18 protein-coding genes are annotated in these 16,826 nt (G+C 39.5%); 14 read left to right on the plus strand and 4 right to left on the minus strand.

The genetic code is table 11. The features are described from left to right. Nucleotides 1-43: 43 nt before the first annotated feature. The 4 genes from AB669_RS12215 (at nt 44) to AB669_RS12230 (ending at nt 3,755) form a co-directional block, all read left to right on the plus strand. The gene (locus tag AB669_RS12215; RefSeq protein ID WP_047799613.1) at nt 44-808 is read left to right on the plus strand and encodes a TIGR03915 family putative DNA repair protein; all 765 of its coding nucleotides are present in this window, start codon (nt 44-46) and stop codon (nt 806-808) included. A gap of 34 nt (nt 809-842) precedes the next feature. Next, on the plus strand, nt 843-1,868 hold the full coding sequence (locus AB669_RS12220) for a cell wall metabolism sensor histidine kinase WalK (protein WP_047799614.1): 1,026 nt from the start codon (nt 843-845) through the stop codon (nt 1,866-1,868). Nucleotides 1,869-2,090: 222 nt separating this feature from the next. Beyond that, a complete protein-coding gene (locus AB669_RS12225; protein ID WP_197082401.1) occupies nt 2,091-2,732 on the plus strand; it encodes a DUF47 domain-containing protein in 642 nt (213 codons plus the stop codon). Between the two features lie 12 nt (nt 2,733-2,744). Further along, complete coding sequence (locus AB669_RS12230) at nt 2,745-3,755, plus strand: inorganic phosphate transporter (RefSeq protein ID WP_047799616.1); 1,011 nt, start codon at nt 2,745-2,747, stop codon at nt 3,753-3,755. Between the two features lie 80 nt (nt 3,756-3,835). Here AB669_RS12230 and AB669_RS12235 read toward each other — a convergent pair whose 3' ends face one another. Beyond that, nucleotides 3,836-5,119, minus strand: a complete 1,284-nt coding sequence (locus AB669_RS12235) for an energy transducer TonB (protein WP_047799617.1) — start codon at nt 5,117-5,119, stop codon at nt 3,836-3,838. Next, nucleotides 5,112-5,690, minus strand: a complete 579-nt coding sequence (locus AB669_RS12240) for an RNA polymerase sigma factor (protein ID WP_047799618.1) — start codon at nt 5,688-5,690, stop codon at nt 5,112-5,114. The genes AB669_RS12235 and AB669_RS12240 overlap by 8 nt, the downstream gene beginning before the upstream one ends. A 104-nt stretch (nt 5,691-5,794) precedes the next feature. Between AB669_RS12240 and AB669_RS12245 the strand changes: the two genes are divergently transcribed. From AB669_RS12245 to AB669_RS12285, 9 genes are all read left to right on the plus strand, one after another. After that, the gene (locus AB669_RS12245) at nt 5,795-7,705 is read left to right on the plus strand and encodes a VWA domain-containing protein (RefSeq protein ID WP_047799619.1); all 1,911 of its coding nucleotides are present in this window, start codon (nt 5,795-5,797) and stop codon (nt 7,703-7,705) included. Continuing rightward, complete coding sequence (locus AB669_RS12250) at nt 7,692-8,447, plus strand: DUF4197 domain-containing protein (RefSeq protein WP_047799620.1); 756 nt, start codon at nt 7,692-7,694, stop codon at nt 8,445-8,447. Before AB669_RS12245 ends, AB669_RS12250 begins: the two co-directional genes overlap by 14 nt. A 112-nt stretch (nt 8,448-8,559) precedes the next feature. Further along, nucleotides 8,560-9,486 carry a PD40 domain-containing protein gene (locus AB669_RS12255; RefSeq protein WP_047799621.1) on the plus strand — a complete coding sequence of 309 codons (927 nt, stop codon included), beginning with the start codon at nt 8,560-8,562 and terminating at the stop codon, nt 9,484-9,486. A gap of 98 nt (nt 9,487-9,584) precedes the next feature. Then, nucleotides 9,585-10,136, plus strand: a complete 552-nt coding sequence (locus tag AB669_RS12260) for an RNA polymerase sigma factor (RefSeq protein ID WP_047799622.1) — start codon at nt 9,585-9,587, stop codon at nt 10,134-10,136. 10 nt (nt 10,137-10,146) lie between these two features. Beyond that, nucleotides 10,147-10,494: an HMG-box domain-containing protein gene (locus tag AB669_RS12265; RefSeq protein ID WP_047799623.1), complete on the plus strand. Its 348-nt coding sequence runs from the start codon at nt 10,147-10,149 to the stop codon at nt 10,492-10,494. A 149-nt stretch (nt 10,495-10,643) separates the two neighbouring features. Further along, the gene (locus AB669_RS12270; protein WP_047799624.1) at nt 10,644-10,916 is read left to right on the plus strand and encodes a hypothetical protein; all 273 of its coding nucleotides are present in this window, start codon (nt 10,644-10,646) and stop codon (nt 10,914-10,916) included. A 238-nt stretch (nt 10,917-11,154) separates the two neighbouring features. Further along, entirely contained in the window at nt 11,155-11,535 is a 381-nt protein-coding gene (locus AB669_RS12275; protein ID WP_047799625.1) for a hypothetical protein, read from the plus strand. A 44-nt stretch (nt 11,536-11,579) separates the two neighbouring features. Then, entirely contained in the window at nt 11,580-12,029 is a 450-nt protein-coding gene (locus AB669_RS12280) for an Hsp20/alpha crystallin family protein (protein WP_047799626.1), read from the plus strand. 193 nt (nt 12,030-12,222) lie between these two features. Beyond that, nucleotides 12,223-13,455, plus strand: coding sequence for a DEAD/DEAH box helicase (locus tag AB669_RS12285; protein WP_047799627.1), 1,233 nt, complete (start codon nt 12,223-12,225; stop codon nt 13,453-13,455). Between the two features lie 113 nt (nt 13,456-13,568). Here the strand turns inward: AB669_RS12285 and AB669_RS12290 are convergent, their stop codons facing one another. Then, entirely contained in the window at nt 13,569-14,996 is a 1,428-nt protein-coding gene (locus AB669_RS12290; RefSeq protein ID WP_047799628.1) for an L-serine ammonia-lyase, read from the minus strand. Nucleotides 14,997-15,124: 128 nt separating this feature from the next. Between AB669_RS12290 and AB669_RS21560 the strand changes: the two genes are divergently transcribed. Then, the gene (locus AB669_RS21560) at nt 15,125-16,129 is read left to right on the plus strand and encodes an energy transducer TonB (RefSeq protein WP_053058392.1); all 1,005 of its coding nucleotides are present in this window, start codon (nt 15,125-15,127) and stop codon (nt 16,127-16,129) included. A 28-nt stretch (nt 16,130-16,157) separates the two neighbouring features. Here the strand turns inward: AB669_RS21560 and AB669_RS12300 are convergent, their stop codons facing one another. Beyond that, complete coding sequence (locus AB669_RS12300; protein ID WP_047799629.1) at nt 16,158-16,817, minus strand: MgtC/SapB family protein; 660 nt, start codon at nt 16,815-16,817, stop codon at nt 16,158-16,160. Between the last annotated feature and the right edge of the window lie 9 nt (nt 16,818-16,826).

Here is a 16,826-nt window from a genome sequence, read left to right on the forward strand (position 1 = left end):
CTATTGTTTTTTGATTCTGACAATTCTGTTCCGCTAGAGTAAAATGACCTATATCTTCGATGGCTCTTTTCCCGGTCTTCTGACAGCAGTTTTTGAACACTTCGAGCGTAAAGCGGCAAAAGTAAAGCTAAAAGCTGCAACGGTTTTTCAACCTGAAGCTTTTTCCGAACATTTGTATGTGATTACAGATTCAGAAAAAGCTGACCGGGTTTGGACGGGATTGCAAAAAAAAATAAAGCGGGACTGGATTCGAAAGTTTTATTGCAGCTATTTATCAGAAATTGCGGAAGCGTATGACCATTTATTTCAGTTTGCAATATATATTTTTCAGAACGAAGCCGGGGCCGAAAGCAATTATGGGAATGACCACGTGATAGCCTTGTCTAAGTATGCCAAAAGTGTTGAACGGGAAAAGCACCGAATGGAAGCGTTTATTCGTTTTCAGCATACAGCCGATGGAATATTTTACACAGGAGTTGATCCCGATTTCAATGTACTTCCCTTGATTTCCAATCATTTTAAAAATCGTTATGCCGATCAGCAATGGATTATATACGATTTGAAAAGAAAATACGGCCTTCATTACAACCTCGACACCGTTGAGGAAATTACAATAGATTTCTCGAAAGGTACAAACAGTAAAAATCCAGATCCCATATTGCTTGATGGAAAGGAAGAATTGTATTCGGTTTTGTGGAAAGATTATTTTAAGAGTGCAAATATAGTCGCACGCAAAAATACCAAACTCCATATCAGACATGTTCCCAAAAGGTATTGGAAATATTTAACCGAAAAGCAATTGAGTTAACCTGGCATTAACATAAAACTATTAAATTGCACACATGAAATTGAGTGTGCTGGTTTTATTTACTGCCCTGGCTGTGTCATTATCTATCGGCATGGTAAATTTTTACTTTCAGCACAGCTGGTACTATCTGGCCATTTCCTTTGGTGTGTCGTTCCTGAGCAGTTTTCTTGTTTTTTACTATCTTCTGGAGAAATACATTTATACCAAGATTAAGTTGATTTATAAGTTGATTCATAATCTTAAACTTGGAAAAGATTTAAAAGATGCGCTGGGCGAGTATGTAAGTTCTGACCCTATAAATGATGTTGAACAGGAAGTAAAAGAATGGGCCGGTGCGAAAAAGAAGGAAATCGATATGCTCAAAAAACAGGAGCAATTCCGTCGTGAATTTCTTTCTAACGTATCTCATGAATTTAAGACCCCTCTTTTTGCGATACAGGGGTATATAGAAACCTTGCAGGATTGTATTGAAGACGATCCGGATATGGCCATAAAGTTTTTGAAGAAGGCTGAAAACAACGTTGAACGTTTAAGCTACCTGATTAATGACCTGGACGCTATTTCAAAGCTTGAGACCGGGGAGTCGCCCATCAATTATCAAAAATTTGACTTTGTACAGCTGGCCAGGGAGGTAATGGAAAATCTTGAAGACAGAGCGAAAGACAAACACATTAAACTTTTTTTTAAAGATAAGTATACCGCCCTTACCATGGTAAATGCCGACAGGGAAAAAATCCGTCAGGTATTGATTAACTTAATGGTTAACAGTATTAAATATGGAATAGAGCAAGGCGAAACCGCAATAAAAATATTTGAACTACATGATCAGTTCCTGATAGAGGTTACAGATAATGGGATTGGCATTGAAGAAAAACATTTACTCCGTTTATTTGAGCGGTTCTACCGTATTGACAGCCATCGGGCAAGAGAGGTTGGCGGGACGGGACTTGGACTGGCCATTGTAAAACACATTCTGGAAGCACATCAGCAAACCATTTCAGTGAGAAGTACACCCGGGATTGGCACCACCTTCGCATTTACGTTACAAAAAGGGGGATAGGCACATCCGATCTATGACTTTGCTTTACAGATACATTCTTAACTTTATAACCGCGGACACCAGTGAAGTGTGTAGTGGCCATATTCATCCTTAAGTATTCATTATCAAACAGCTAAAATCGTTGGCTTAATGGATTTATTGACTAAAATCAGTTAATATAATTATGAAATTAACATTAACTTAACATTGAGCTTGTAGCTTTGCAACATATTAAAAATTAACATGAATAATATTTTTAAGTTCTTTACACCTCAAGACAGAAAATTTCATCCTCTTTTTGAGCAAGCCGGTAGCAATGCTTTAAAAATTGCTGACGCTCTTTTAGAAATGGTAAGTACAGCAGATGCAGAAAGCAGAAAAACCATTTTTAAGGAAATAGAACGCTTAGAACACGTCGGAGATGATATTACACATTCAATCTTTCTTGAGTTAAGCAGGAACTTTATCACTCCCTTTGACAGGGAAGATATCCATGCATTGGCTACAGCTGTTGACGATGTTGCTGATTACATTTATGGAACAGCAAACCGTATGCAAATGTATAATATGAATACAATCAATGAGCCGATTGTTAAAATTGCCGAGTTGCTGGTTGAAATGTGTACTGACATCGACAAAGCTATCAAAGAACTACGCAGCTTTAAGAACATCCGCGTAATTGCAGATGCATGTATCCGCATTAACAGTGGAGAAAACCAGGCTGACTACGTATTTACATTGGCTGTTGCCCGTTTATTTGAATACGAAACCAATGCAATTGAATTAATCAAACAAAAAGAGGTTTTACAAACGATAGAAAAAGCGACAGATAAATGCGAAGATGTAGCAAATGTTCTTGAAACTATCCTGGTTAAAAACGCTTAATAAAACACAAACATGGTAACTACCTTATTGGTTGTTGTTGTAATTCTGGCAATTGCTTTCGATTACATTAATGGCTTTCACGATGCCGCTAACTCGATTGCAACGGTTGTTTCTACAAAAGTTCTTACGCCTTTTCAGGCAGTTTTATGGGCTGCGCTATTTAATTTTGCAGCTTATTTTTATTTTACAGACCATAAAGTGGCCAATACCGTTGCTAAAACGGTAATTGAAAGTTACATCACCCTGGAAGTAATTCTTGCCGGCTTAGTGGCTGCAATTATGTGGAATCTGTTAACCTGGTGGTACGGTATTCCTTCCAGTTCTTCTCATACATTAATTGGGGGATTTGCTGGCGCAGGAATGACACATGCTTTACTTACGGGCGCAAGTCCGCTTGCCGCCGTGGAGATGGGTTATGTTGTTAAAATTGTCTCTTTTATTGTATTAGCGCCAATTATTGGTATGGTAATCTCTGTGATATTAACCTTGATCATTATCAATATTTGCCGTTACGCCAAACCGGCGACTGCTGAAAAATGGTTTAAAAGATTGCAGTTGTTATCATCTGCAGCATTAAGTTTCTTTCACGGTGGTAACGATGCACAAAAGGTTATGGGTATTATTGCCACGGCATTAATTGCTGCGAAAGTAATTCCAAACTTCGAAGCGATGCCTGCGTGGGTTCCAATCTGTTGTTACTCCGCAATCTCTCTTGGTACAATGAGTGGTGGCTGGAAAATTGTAAAAACAATGGGATCTAAAATCACTAAAGTTACAGCCCTTGAAGGTGTTGCAGCTGAAGGTGCCGGCGCGGTAACCTTGGGAATTACTGAGCACTTCGGGATTCCGGTTTCCACTACACATACCATTACCGGTTCAATTGTTGGTGTGGGTGTTGTAAAGAGTGTTTCTGCTGTTCGCTGGGGTGTAACTATTAATTTGATCTGGGCCTGGATTTTAACTATTCCGGTTTCGGCAACTTTAGCCGCAATTATCTATGCCATTATCTATTTTGTAAAATAGAGCAAAAATATATCGAATAAAAAAGACCATAGCAAAAGCTATGGTCTTTTTTAATTATAAGTATAATTGAATGAAAGCAACTAAAATTTAACACTTAACTCCACTTCGTTGGTCCCTTTTTGAGGCAACACCCAGTCTGGACCGGCCTGAACTAAACGGCGGGCCTCCGCGTCGGCCTTTTTATCAAGCGACTTAATTACTTTGATGTTTGATGGACGACCATTTTTGTTGACTTTAAAGCTTAGGATTACATATTGCTCCGGACCTTTAGCATTGTACAGTTTATTGTTATGCTCCAGATATTCCTGATAATTAATGGTGGATACAGGAATTGGTTTAGAAATTTCTTCAAGCGGCTTACCATCTAAGTTTTGTACTGCACGCAAAGTAATTGTAGGCGCTTTGATATCTTCTTTCTTCCTACCATTTGACCCTGTAATTAATGCTATTTCCTGTAAAGATTTATCACCACTCATTGCATTTCTTATCGCATTAGGGTCCTGAACACCTATTACCGGAACTTCCTTAAACCCTATTGCACTAATCAGCAAGTCTTTATCCTTTGCTATGCTATCAACTGGTAGCGAGAAAAATCCTTTTGAGTCTGTAGCCGTAATGCCCTTTCCACCCAACGATTTTACTATAGCACCTTGAATAGGCCTGCCGTTCAGCTTATCGACTACATTCCCGCTAAACACAACCTGCGCATTCCCTGTTGTGGGCAAAGGACTCATATCTGATTCTTTAAGTAATGTCTGCTGATCAGCCTGACGCGCTAGCGGTTGAGCTTTGGCCTTGACAGCAGTTTCTTCATATAATCGCTCCTGAGAGGCAGTAACGTCTATCTTGGCCTGCCTTGTGGCTTGTTTGCTGTTTTTTGCCAGATACCCTGTTTTTGCTTCGGTGATGGCATGGTCCATCGAAGATGACTGAAGGGCGTTCTTTTGGCCGCCAGGCGTATGTGGCTTAGTTACTGCAACAGCGGTAGCGGTATCAAGATTAACGATTACTCCATTGGCTTTTCTAGCTGCTATTTCTGCATTCTTACGATTGGACTCCCTCATGAAAAACAGAATGCTTACCGCAATAAAAGCTACGGTGGCGGTTGCTGCAATGCTCAGACGCTGAGTGGTGATCCCCCACATTCTACGCTTAACAGGTTTTTCAGAAACCCTGTCATGAAGTTGTTTCTGTAAAATAGAAAGTGTTTGCTTACGTTTTGGTGACTGCCGCAAACCTTCAAGTGCTTCGGCCACAAATGGATCTTCCAGTGCCTGGCGCTCGACAAAGTGCATGCCCCTGGCATCAAGTTTACCATCAAGGTAATCTTCCAGCACATTAATATCTAACCAATCGTTATTCACCACTGTTTTTTTCTATACAAATCTTTAAATTCCGTTTACCATTCTGAATGTAGCTTTTGACCTTAAGCATATCATAACCAGTAATCTCTGCTACCTCTTTGTAGCATTTTTCCTGGAGATAAAATAAATCTACGCTTTTTCGCTGTTCCTCAGTTAAAGTTTCCATGCACTTTTCCATAATGGTAAGCTGTGTTTCTTTTGTGTTGTCAATATCCAGATGCACAAACTCCGTATTTTCCACAAAGGTGTCGTCTATAGAAACGTTATTTTGCCTGGAAGATTTTCTCAATGCCATCAGGCAATGATTCCTGGTTAAGACATGAAGCCAGCTTTTAAAATTCAGTACCTCGTGGATCTTAAGCTTAGTAACCAATTCTTCGAAAATATGCATTACAGCATCCTTACTCAATTCCTCATCTTTAAAATAATTGAAGCAAACACCGAAAACCAGGTGCATATACTTGTTATAAAGCGTACCCAATGCATTTAAATCACCTGTGTTTTTATACGCGGCGATAAGTTCTGCATCCTGGTGCTGGTTATTTCCAGCTGTGTTCTTTATAAACTTCAAAAATTAAGGTAGCTATGTTAATTATCCCTCAAGTATAAAAAATATTTTTGAGTATCGATATGGAAAAGTAAGAGTAGCTACATCATCCTTAAAACTAACCGATTATGAAAAAGCTACTTTTATGTTTAATTGCAATTGTTTTGCTGGTGGGCTTCTCGCCGGACAAGAAAAGAATCATTAACGGAATCGTCACTGATGGGAGCACCGGGCTACCCAACGCCGCTATAGCAACCAACATCAGCAAACGGGTCACTACTACAAATTCAAAGGGAGAGTTTACTATTGAAGTGTCAGATAAGGACACTGAGCTGAGGGTTTCTTACATTGGGTATGTCAGTAAGCATATCAAAATCGGGCGCAACAACAGGATTTCGATTACGCTGGTACCGGATTTGAAATCACTTGATGAAATTGTCGTCGTTGGGTATGGTATTCAGAAAAAAACCTCAATCACGGGATCTGTGGCCACTTTGGATCAGGCTCACGCTTTTCTGGGAAGAGCTGCAGGGGTATCCGTAAGCAAAATGAGGATGGAAAAAATGGACATGGTTAAAAACAATGAAAGCTATTCGATGATAAACGAGAATATTTTTCATAAAGCTAAAAGTGATCCGCTTTCTACGTTTTCTATTGATGTTGATGCAGCTTCCTATACAAATATCAGAAGATATGTAAATGGTGGAAGCCTCCCTCCTGCAGACGCTGTAAGGATAGAAGAAATGATCAACTATTTTGACTACAAATATGAACAACCAAAAAACGGGGAGCCGGTTAATATCATCACAGAGATTGGTCCTGCGCCATGGAATGCTGAACATAAACTGGTTCAGATCGCCTTGCAGGCAAAAGTAATTCCAACTGAACATTTACCTGCGTCCAATCTGGTATTTCTAATTGATGTGTCGGGGTCGATGAGTGATCCAAATAAATTACCGCTTCTGGTATCGTCTTTTAAATTGCTGACCGATCAGCTTAGGGCAAAAGACAAAGTGGCAATTGTTGTATATGCCGGTAATTCCGGAGTGGTTTTGCCGGCAACAAATGGTGATGAGAAAATTAAAATTAAGGAAGCCTTGGATAAGTTAAGCGCCGGCGGTTCAACAGCGGGAGGACAAGGCATAGAGCTTGCCTATAAAATAGCGGGTGAAAACTTTGTAAAAAACGGAAATAACAGGGTGATATTAGCTACTGATGGTGATTTCAATGTGGGTGCAAGCAGTGATGCTGATATGCAGGAGTTAATTGAAAAGAAAAGGGAAAGCGGCATATTTTTAACTGTTCTCGGTTATGGGATGGGCAATTACAAAGACAGTAAAATGGAAATAATGGCTGATAAAGGTAACGGTAATTACGCCTACATCGATAATTTAACTGAGGCCAGAAAGGTATTAGTTAATGAATTTGGCGGAACATTATTTACCGTTGCAAAAGATGTGAAGCTGCAGGTTGAATTTAATCCTTCGAAAGTTCAATCCTACCGTCTTATTGGATATGAAAACCGCTTGCTAAATAAAGAAGACTTCAATGACGATAAGAAAGATGCGGGTGAAATTGGTTCTGGGCATACGGTTACTGCACTCTATGAAATAATTCCGGTCGGTGCCAAAGATGTTTTATCAGGTTCTGTTGACGACCTGAAATACCAGAAAACCATTCAATCAGGATATGAAAATTCAGGAGAGATGTTAACAGTAAAGCTGCGTTATAAAGAACCTACGGGAAACAAAAGCAAATTAATCATACGCGGTTTAAGCGATAATCCTATTGGTTTGAATGCACGAAGCGATAATTTCAGATTTGCCGCAGCGGTTGCAGAATTCGGAATGATATTAAGGAAGTCTTCATTCAAACAAAATGCTAACTTTGAGCAGGTAATTTCTTTAGCTGAAAATGCAAAAGGAAAAGATGAAGAAGGTTACCGTTCAGAATTTTTAAGTTTGGTAAAATCAGCCAAACTAATGGCAAAAGATTTGCTAAGCATAAAAGATAAACTCATCATGAATGAAAAAAATTAATATTCTATCTGCATCCCTGGCATTAATGTTATTTTCAAACCTGAATGTAAACGCTCAGATTAAACTGGGCGATATTTTCAAGAAAGTAACTGAAAAAGCCACAACCACCAGTGCAACCGGCACACCCACTACATTGGAGATTGGACAGGGAATTAAGGAAGCCTTGCAAATCGGTGTTTCGGCCGGCGCTGATCGGTTATCTGTTAAAGATGGTTTTCTGGGCAACCTTGCAGTGAAAATTTTAATGCCCCCTGAAGCCCAGAAGGTAGAAAAAACGCTTCGAAGTATTGGGTTTAATTCACTTTGTGATAATGTAATTACCAGTTTAAACCGTGCTGCTGAAGATGCAGCTAAAGAAGCAAAACCCATTTTTGTTTCTGCCATCAAGCAAATGACGTTGACCGATGCGACCAATATCCTCTTAGGCAATAAAGATGCAGCAACGGAATATTTTAAAAGGGTAACAACAGCAGACCTGACTCAAAAGTTCAGTCCGATTGTGACCAATAGTTTAAGTAAAGTAAATGCGACAAAATATTACAGCGACCTGACGACACAGTACAATAAAATACCATTAGTTAAACCAGTGAACACGAATTTAACTGCCTACGTTACACAGAAAGCGATTGACGGCTTATTCATTGAAGTAGCCAAAGAAGAACTTAAAATACGGGATAATCTAAGTTCACGAAGTTCGACACTTTTACAAAAAGTATTCGGTTACGCTGATAAAAAGAAATAGATTTAAAAAAAGCCCTGACTCAGGGCTTTTTCATTTAAGGCATATCAAAGTAAAATAATAGCTTTAGCTCATTGTGATAAAGTGATTACAAAAACAATTTGTAAAATTGTCCATGAAGAAACTCGACTTGATCCTCATTGCGTTCAGCACCTCATTCACAATAATGATTAGTTCATGCAATCATAAAAGCAATGATGCCAGTACGCCCGTTCTGGATACGGTTTCGCTTAGCGGCAAGAACTTTGCGCTAGCCTATCAGGATGGCAGTAAGATTGTGGCAACAAGCATTGACACCATGAAACAAATTTCATTTGGTGGCGCAACCCATCCGGCAATTTCTCCTGACGGAAATAAATTGGCTTATACGGTTACAGATAGTGCGGGTAATAAAAGTATCTGGGTTGCCGATTTGGAGAACAAGAGTCAGCAGCAGCTACATGCTGACAGCGAACAATTTGACCAGGCTTCATGGTCGCCTGATGGGCAAACCATTGCTTACCAGATACGGGTTAAAAACGGATGGAAAATCGGAACAACAAAAATTGATAATACCCAAAATATCATTTTTGATGAGCAGTCCAAGATAAGCTATTTTGCACCTACCTGGAAAAACAATAGAGAAATAATTGCTCACGATTTAACCGGTCTATACACCTACGCTGTAACCGGAAAAGAATTATCCAAACAGTTGATTTCCGGCCTGGTAAATCACCAAATTACGATATCGGCTGTAAATCCCTTCTTCTATTCCAGTGATGGAAAACATATCATTTTCAGTGCCGGCAACAATGAGGTATTGGCAGGATCTGACAAACCCGGTACCGCTATTTATATTCTTAACCTTAAAAGCAAAGCGGTAAAAAGGATATCTCCGCAAAATACCAATACCCCTGATCTTTTTGTTACTCGTGACGACCGTATCTTTTTCAGTGGCTCGGAAAAACATTCTGAAAGCAGCAAAATCTATATTTCTGATTTAGAAGGCAATATTAAAGTGCTTGTAGACAAAGGGACATATCCAACAGCAGCCCTAAAGTAAGTTCAGCTATCAGTACCAATAAGGCTATTAAAAAAATCGTAAATAATTTAAAGTAATATTTACTTTCATCCGTTTACTGGTATATCTAACAGAATTTAGTGCCTACAAACGAATCCCAAAATATAATCTCTACCGTTGCCAGCTATGGCAAACGCTTATTTAGTTTCATCCGAGGCAGGGTGAATACAGATGAGGACGCAGAAGATATTTTACAGGATGTATGGTATCAATTGAGTAACCAGCCTGAAGCTGGTGCGATTGAACAGATTGGTGGCTGGCTTTATCGTGTCGCCAGAAACAAAATTACTGATCGCTATCGTAAACAAAAAGATGTTCTTATTGAAGATCTGAGCTACGAAGATGAAGATGGTGAAATTAACTTCAGGGAAATTTTACTCGCCGAGTCTTACTCACCAGAAGAAGAAGGTTTAAAAAAATTATTCTGGGACCAGCTTTTCCTCGCACTGGAAGAACTTCCTGAAAACCAACGCTATATTTTTGTTCAAAATGAACTGGAGGACAGGACATTTCAGGAGATAGCTGATGAAACAGGTGAAAATATTAAAACATTAATTTCAAGAAAGGGCTATGCAGTTAAGCACTTGCGTAGTCGTTTACAAAATTTATATCAGGAATTTATAAACTATTAACTAGGAAGATATGATAAACAGAAAGTTTAGTAAAGTGCAAAAATTTATTTGCTTTTTACCTGTTGTGGCATTAATTGCAGCAGCTTTGGGCTACATCGTCATGTTTCTTTGGAACGCTATATTACCTGAAGTGGTACACGCGGGCAGGTTGAACTTTTGGCAGGCACTAGGCCTTTTGGTGCTGTGCAGAATACTGTTTGGGAACTTTAAAAAAGGTGGAGATAACAGCCGCTTCAAACAGCGTGCAATGGCCATGCGATCGAAATGGCAAAATATGAACGATGAGGAGCGGGCAAGGTTCAAAGAAGAATATAAACGAAGATGTGGCGGCGGATGGGGACACCGCAACAAACAATAATTCTGGCCGGCTTTTAAGCTGGCTTTTTTTATGCCGTATAGTCAACAAATCTCGCTTACAAACCCGGAAGGCTTATAAAAAACATTTTACGTTTTTTAAAGTAAAAATTAAGTTCTTCCGTCTACCCTATTAAATAACAGGATATCAATATGAAACAAATATTAAAATCAATAGGATTTGGAATTGTACTTGGTGCAATTGCATTCTTTATACCATTTATATTCAAATTTATTTTTGGCATGATCATCATAGGGTTTGTATTTAAAATGTTCTTCAGGGGACGAAGACATCGCAGATTGGAACAGCATTTTGAAAACTTCAGCTCGCATTATGCTCCGGTTGTTCCAATAGATAACCAATGGTATAAACCTGTAATCAGCGAAAACGGATACATCCAAAACATTAACGTAAACTACCAGTAATATGAAAGCTTTCAGAATAATATTAGCATTAGTTGTGGCTGTAACGACCTTTTACAGCTTAAATGTATTGGCTATACAGTATGGTTATCGCGACAGACTGGATTTTAAAAACCGACATTATCACGAATATGACTGTAAGGATGAACATTATCGGAATCACGTCCATAACCATCATGTAGGAAAAGTAGAAGATAGCAATGTGGTGCGCATTGATAGTTCAATCAAAATAAGATAAGTTATGTCGCAGATTTTACTACTCAGCAGCCCTTCTCAGGATGATGTAAATCCAATTCTCCACTTAGCCAGTGAATTAATTAATCGTGGCGAACAGGTGACCTTTTTTAGTTCGGATGAATTCAAACGGCCTATTGAAGATATTGGAGCTGAATTTAAACCTTATAGCAAAGAGCTGGACGCATTTAACAAAAATGCTGAAGAAAAACCTACATCTGGGTTGATTACAGCGCTTTTGGAACCGATGAAGTTCATCGATGATATTGCCGTACAAATAAGAGGATTGAAATTTGACTATGCCATATTTTCACCTGATTACCCATATGCCAGCATCATCACGAGGTTACTCGGAATTCCGAGATTGCAATACAGCAACTCTAATTGATGATATCAGTTAAATCAATAAATTAAATTTTTAAAAGAACAAAAATGTACAACGAACATAGATGCCATTCGGGCAAAATACACAGTGGCTGGAGACAGAAGGGAAAATTTGGTGACCACCACGGCAGAAAATTTACACGGAACTTTGAAGGGTTCTTCAGGGAAGGATTCAGACGTGTACCGGCAAATATTGAAGAAACAAACGAAAATTTCATCATCTATTTATTTGCACCTGCATTGATTAAAGAATATTTGAAGGTAAATACAAAGGACGACATATTAACCATTTCCTACTCGCCGAAGGAAACTGAGGAAACTATAGAAAAGTTTACCAGAAGAGAATACAGCAACGGAAGCTTTGAACGGGCTTTTTCCTTAAATGGAAAAGTTATGACCGACGCGATTGCTGCTAGTTATACAGATGGCATCTTAAAAATTACCCTTCCAAAAAACCCCGAAACTAATATTCCTGCGAAAGATATCGCTGTGAACTAGGTTTCGTCTATTATAATTTCAGCCGCCCTGATTGTGAAACAATCGGGGCTTTTTCTTTTTGAAAAGCCTGTAAATAGAAAGAGATTTTATCGGATCGTCGCCTTCAGAATCTTTTAACAGACGGATATTTAAATCGCGCTTGCTATTGGCCATATTTTAAGGTACTTTTGCTGAAATAGATAAAGATAACAGTTTGAATTTTAACGACTTTAATTTTAACCCCGACTTATACGAAGGCCTTATGGCAATGGGGTATAAAAGCGCTACTCCTATACAAGAACAAGCTATTCCTGTAATTTTAGATGACCATGACCTGATTGCCTGCGCGCAAACTGGAACAGGGAAAACTGCCAGCTACCTTCTTCCTGTAATGGATAAGATTAGCCGTGCGGCCGAGCGGCATAACAATACCTTAATCCTGGCACCTACGAGAGAGTTGGCTCAGCAGATCGACTTACAGGTTGAAGCGCTTGCCTACTTTACCAACATTAGCTCTCTAGCGGTTTATGGTGGTGGAGACGGCATTGCATACGAGCAGCAGAAACGCTCAATGCGTGAGGGCGTGGACATCATAATTGCTACCCCGGGTCGCCTTATGGCACACCTTTCATCAGGAGCCTTAAAGCTGGAGCATCTGCAACATTTGATTTTGGATGAAGCTGACCGCATGCTGGACATGGGGTTTTATGATGATATTATGCGTATTGTTAGCTATCTGCCGAAGAAAAGACAAACGTTGCTGTTTTCGGCTACAATGGCTCCGAAAATCAGAAAAATGGCGGGAAGTATTCTACATGAGCCGCAGCAGATTACCATTTCGATTGCTAAACCGGCTGAAGGAATTGATCAGCAAGCTTATAATATTCATGATCAGCAAAAGCAAGCCTTATTAAGTGACATCTTTAAGGATGGAACTTATAAAAGTGCCATCATTTTTGCCTCTACAAAAGACAAGGTTAAAGCACTTTACAAAACCTTTAAAGGACTAACGATTAAAGCTGAAGCTTTTCACTCAGACCTTGGACAAAAGGAACGTGAAGATATTTTACTGGCGTTCAAAAACAAAAGATTGCCGATTATTATCGGAACCGATGTGCTCTCGCGCGGTATTGACGTAGAGGGTGTTGACCTGGTTATCAATTATGATGTACCCGGCGACCCGGCAGATTATGTACACAGAATTGGTAGAACGGCAAGAGCAGCAACGAAAGGTACAGCCATTACACTTGTAAACGGACGTGATAAGCGTAAGTTCGACAATATTGAAAAGCTGATTGAAAAAGAAGTTCCGCGGATGCCTTTACCCGATCACATTGCAACAATGGAAATCAGCCACGTTGAAGAGAAAAAGCCTCAACATCAAAAGAATAACGGAAAGAAAAAGGTGTGGTTTAAAAAGAAAGCCAAACCAAGTAATCCAAGCTAAAAGTATTTAAACGCTGATCAAAATTGATTGGCGTTTTTGTTATGCTCTTATTATATAACTATAAAAAGCCACAAGTTTAAATTATCTGGACTGCATATTTTTTTATCAAACTATTAACACTCTGGCAAACTTATTGGAATATTGGTTGCCAAACCACCATCAGAGGTTTCCTTATATTTTGCATTCATATCCAGAGCCGTTTCCCACATGGTATTCACCACAGCATCGAGGCTAACTTTCGCTTTATCAGGATTGCTTTGTAAGGCCAGTTGGCTCGCCGTAATGGCCTTAATCGCACCCATGGTGTTCCTTTCAATGCAGGGAATCTGCACGAGCCCACCTATAGGATCGCAGGTAAGGCCAAGGTGATGTTCCATAGCAATTTCGGCCGCCATTAACACCTGCCGCTGTGAACCCCCTAAACATTCGGTCAACGCTGCTGCAGCCATTGCCGAAGACACGCCTATCTCTGCCTGGCAACCACCCATTGCAGCTGATATGGTAGCGCCCTTTTTGAAAATGCTACCAATTTCGGAAGCACAGGCAATGAATTGTATAATTTTATCTTCAGAATAGCCATCACAAAAGGCAATGAAATATTGCAGAACAGCCGGAATAACTCCCGCAGCGCCATTTGTAGGGGCAGTAACTACACGGCCAAAAGAAGCATTTTCTTCATTTACGGCCAGTGCAAAACAACTTACCCAATCTAAAATATAGTTGAATCCATTACCACCTTTTCTAATTGCCTCGATCCATGAATTGTAATCATGGTATTCCGTTTTGCCAATCAGGCGCTTATTCAGCGCAAAAGCCCTACGGGCAACATCCAGGCCTCCAGGTAAGAAACCGGTGGTATGGCAGCCTCTGTAGATGCAGTCGCGCATAACAGCAAAATGTTGTAAAATACCGGCTTTGGTAACTGATTCAGCTCTCCACGCCAGTTCATTTTCCATCACGATTTCACTCACCTTTAAGCCGGTAGATAAACACCAGTGCAGGAGCTCTTTTGCTTTTTCTACCGGGAAAGGTAAATCAACCTGAGGCTTTAAGCTATTATCTTCACCTTCTTTAACTACAAAGCCACCTCCAATAGAGTAATATGTTTCTGAAAAAGCCTTACCAGTATTTAAAAAAGCCTGTATCGTAACGGCGTTAGGATGAAAAGGCAAACTTTCTGCAAATAGAAAAAGTAAGTCCTGATTATAGTCGAAATTGATTTCACGGTGTCCCGCAAGATTGAGTTTCTGGTCGTTTTGAATGGCAAGAAAAGTTGGGGTTACCGCATCTACATCAAAAGTCACCGGGTCGGCACCTGTTAAACCTAATAGCAAAGCTACATCCGTCCCGTGCCCTTTACCCGTTTTGGCCAACGAACCGTAAAGCAATATTTTTATAGTTTCAACACTATCTATTAATCCCTGACTACTAAGTGAATCCGTGAACTGTTGTGCAGCTCGCCACGGGCCTAGCGTATGAGAACTCGACGGGCCTATGCCTATTTTAAAAATATCGAAAACGGAGATTTGTTCCTTAATCATGAAGCAAATTAGTTACGCAAAGCTATGATTTGTTTTCTTAAAAAAACTAATTTGCCACCAAATACCAATTTTACAATACGATAATCTCAGAAATAAGTTTAATTGTTGATTTCTTATTAGATTTGAAAATGAAATTACGCTTTACTCTATTATTTTTTATTGCAGTTATTGCCAGTACTTATGCCCAAAAGGCACAAAATGTATATCTGTTTAAAGATAACGGCAAACAGGTTGCAGATAAAGCTGATGCCGATTATATCCGCATTATACAAGAGCCGGATTCGGGAAATACTAATTTTAAATTACTGGAATACTATCGGAACGGCAAACGCAAAACAATCGGCGAAGTAAAGTCGTTTGAACCTACACTTATTTTTGATGGGATTATTATGAGTTACGACTCTTTGGGCAGGAGGACAGAGATGATTACCTATAAGGATGGCAGGCCAGCCGGCAGCAGCATAGCCTTTCATCCGAATGGAAAAGTGAGAAGGGAATTAGAGTACCTGACTGTAAGTCCATCTATGAATCAGATGATTGGTAAAAGCAGTTCGGTAAATGATTTTATTTTCAACACCAGTTCAAAGATCATGTTTGATGCAGATTCGTCTGGAAAGGTGAATATAGAGAATGGAAAAGGCCATTTGAAAGTTGTAAATAAATTTGATGATTTTGAATCAGTTGAAGAGGGGAATTATCTCGACGGATTAAAGACTGGTGAATGGACTGGCTATGATACCAAATCACAGACATCATTCAAGGAAAACTATGAGGCTAACAAATTAATAGCTGGTGAAAGTTTGAAAGATGGTATAACGTATAAGTATACAGTAAGTATGCAGGCTCCGGAATTTGATGGTGGGCAAGCCGCATGGAACAGATTTATTGCCTCAACAACGAAATACCCTTCAGATGCACAGAGAAGTGGCGTAAGGGGAACAGTTTATACGAGCTTTGTGGTAGATGGCAAGGGCCGTATTGTTGATATCAAAATTGAAAAATCTGTTTTTCCTTCCCTGGATGAAGAAGCAAGGAGAGTATTGCAATATTCACCTAAATGGGAACCAGGCCGGCAAAGAGGAATTCCTGTTAGGGTAAAGTACAACCAAAGTTTTCACTTTAACCTCCGCTAATATATTGATGAGTGCAATTTTCGAATATTCAAAAATCAAATTCAATAATATCATTGTCCTTTAGCATCTGCTCAACGAACTTCTTATGGTTTTTAGGGGTTCCGGTAGCAATCCAGTTGCCGGTAATGACGTTATTGACCAACGAATGCTTGCCACGGTTAGGCTTAAGTTTGTTTTCTCTGAATACATCCTCATAGCTCTCCAGATCGCCATGGGCATGTTGTTTTTTGACTATTCTATAAACACGTTTGGTAAAGCGGCGGTCTCCGATTTCCTCTAAAAATGGAAAGATGATCAAAGCTAAAAGTACTACACCCGTAACGCCTATTGCCTGTTCGTAATACCCGGAACCGATAGCCATTCCTATTGCAGCTACAATCCAGATAATACAGGCTGTTGTTAGGCCTTTAACTCTGTTTTCTTCCTTAAAGATTACTCCCGCTCCTAAAAAGCCTATACCTGTAACAATATTCGAAGCAATGCGATCCTGGCTGGTAGGGCCTATTTTAATAGATAGAATAGTAAATAATGTGGCGCCTAAGCCAATCATCATCATGGTTTTTAAACCTGCAGACTTGCTTCTGTATTCCCTCTCAGCGCCTATTATACCACACAGGAGTGTAGCCAGCAAAAATTTATTGACTTCACTTTGGGTAATAAAATGGCTGTTATCCAAAATATCGTTCATTGCCCTTAT

Source organism: Pedobacter sp. BMA (assembly GCF_001027745.1).
Lineage (GTDB): Bacteria > Bacteroidota > Bacteroidia > Sphingobacteriales > Sphingobacteriaceae > Pedobacter.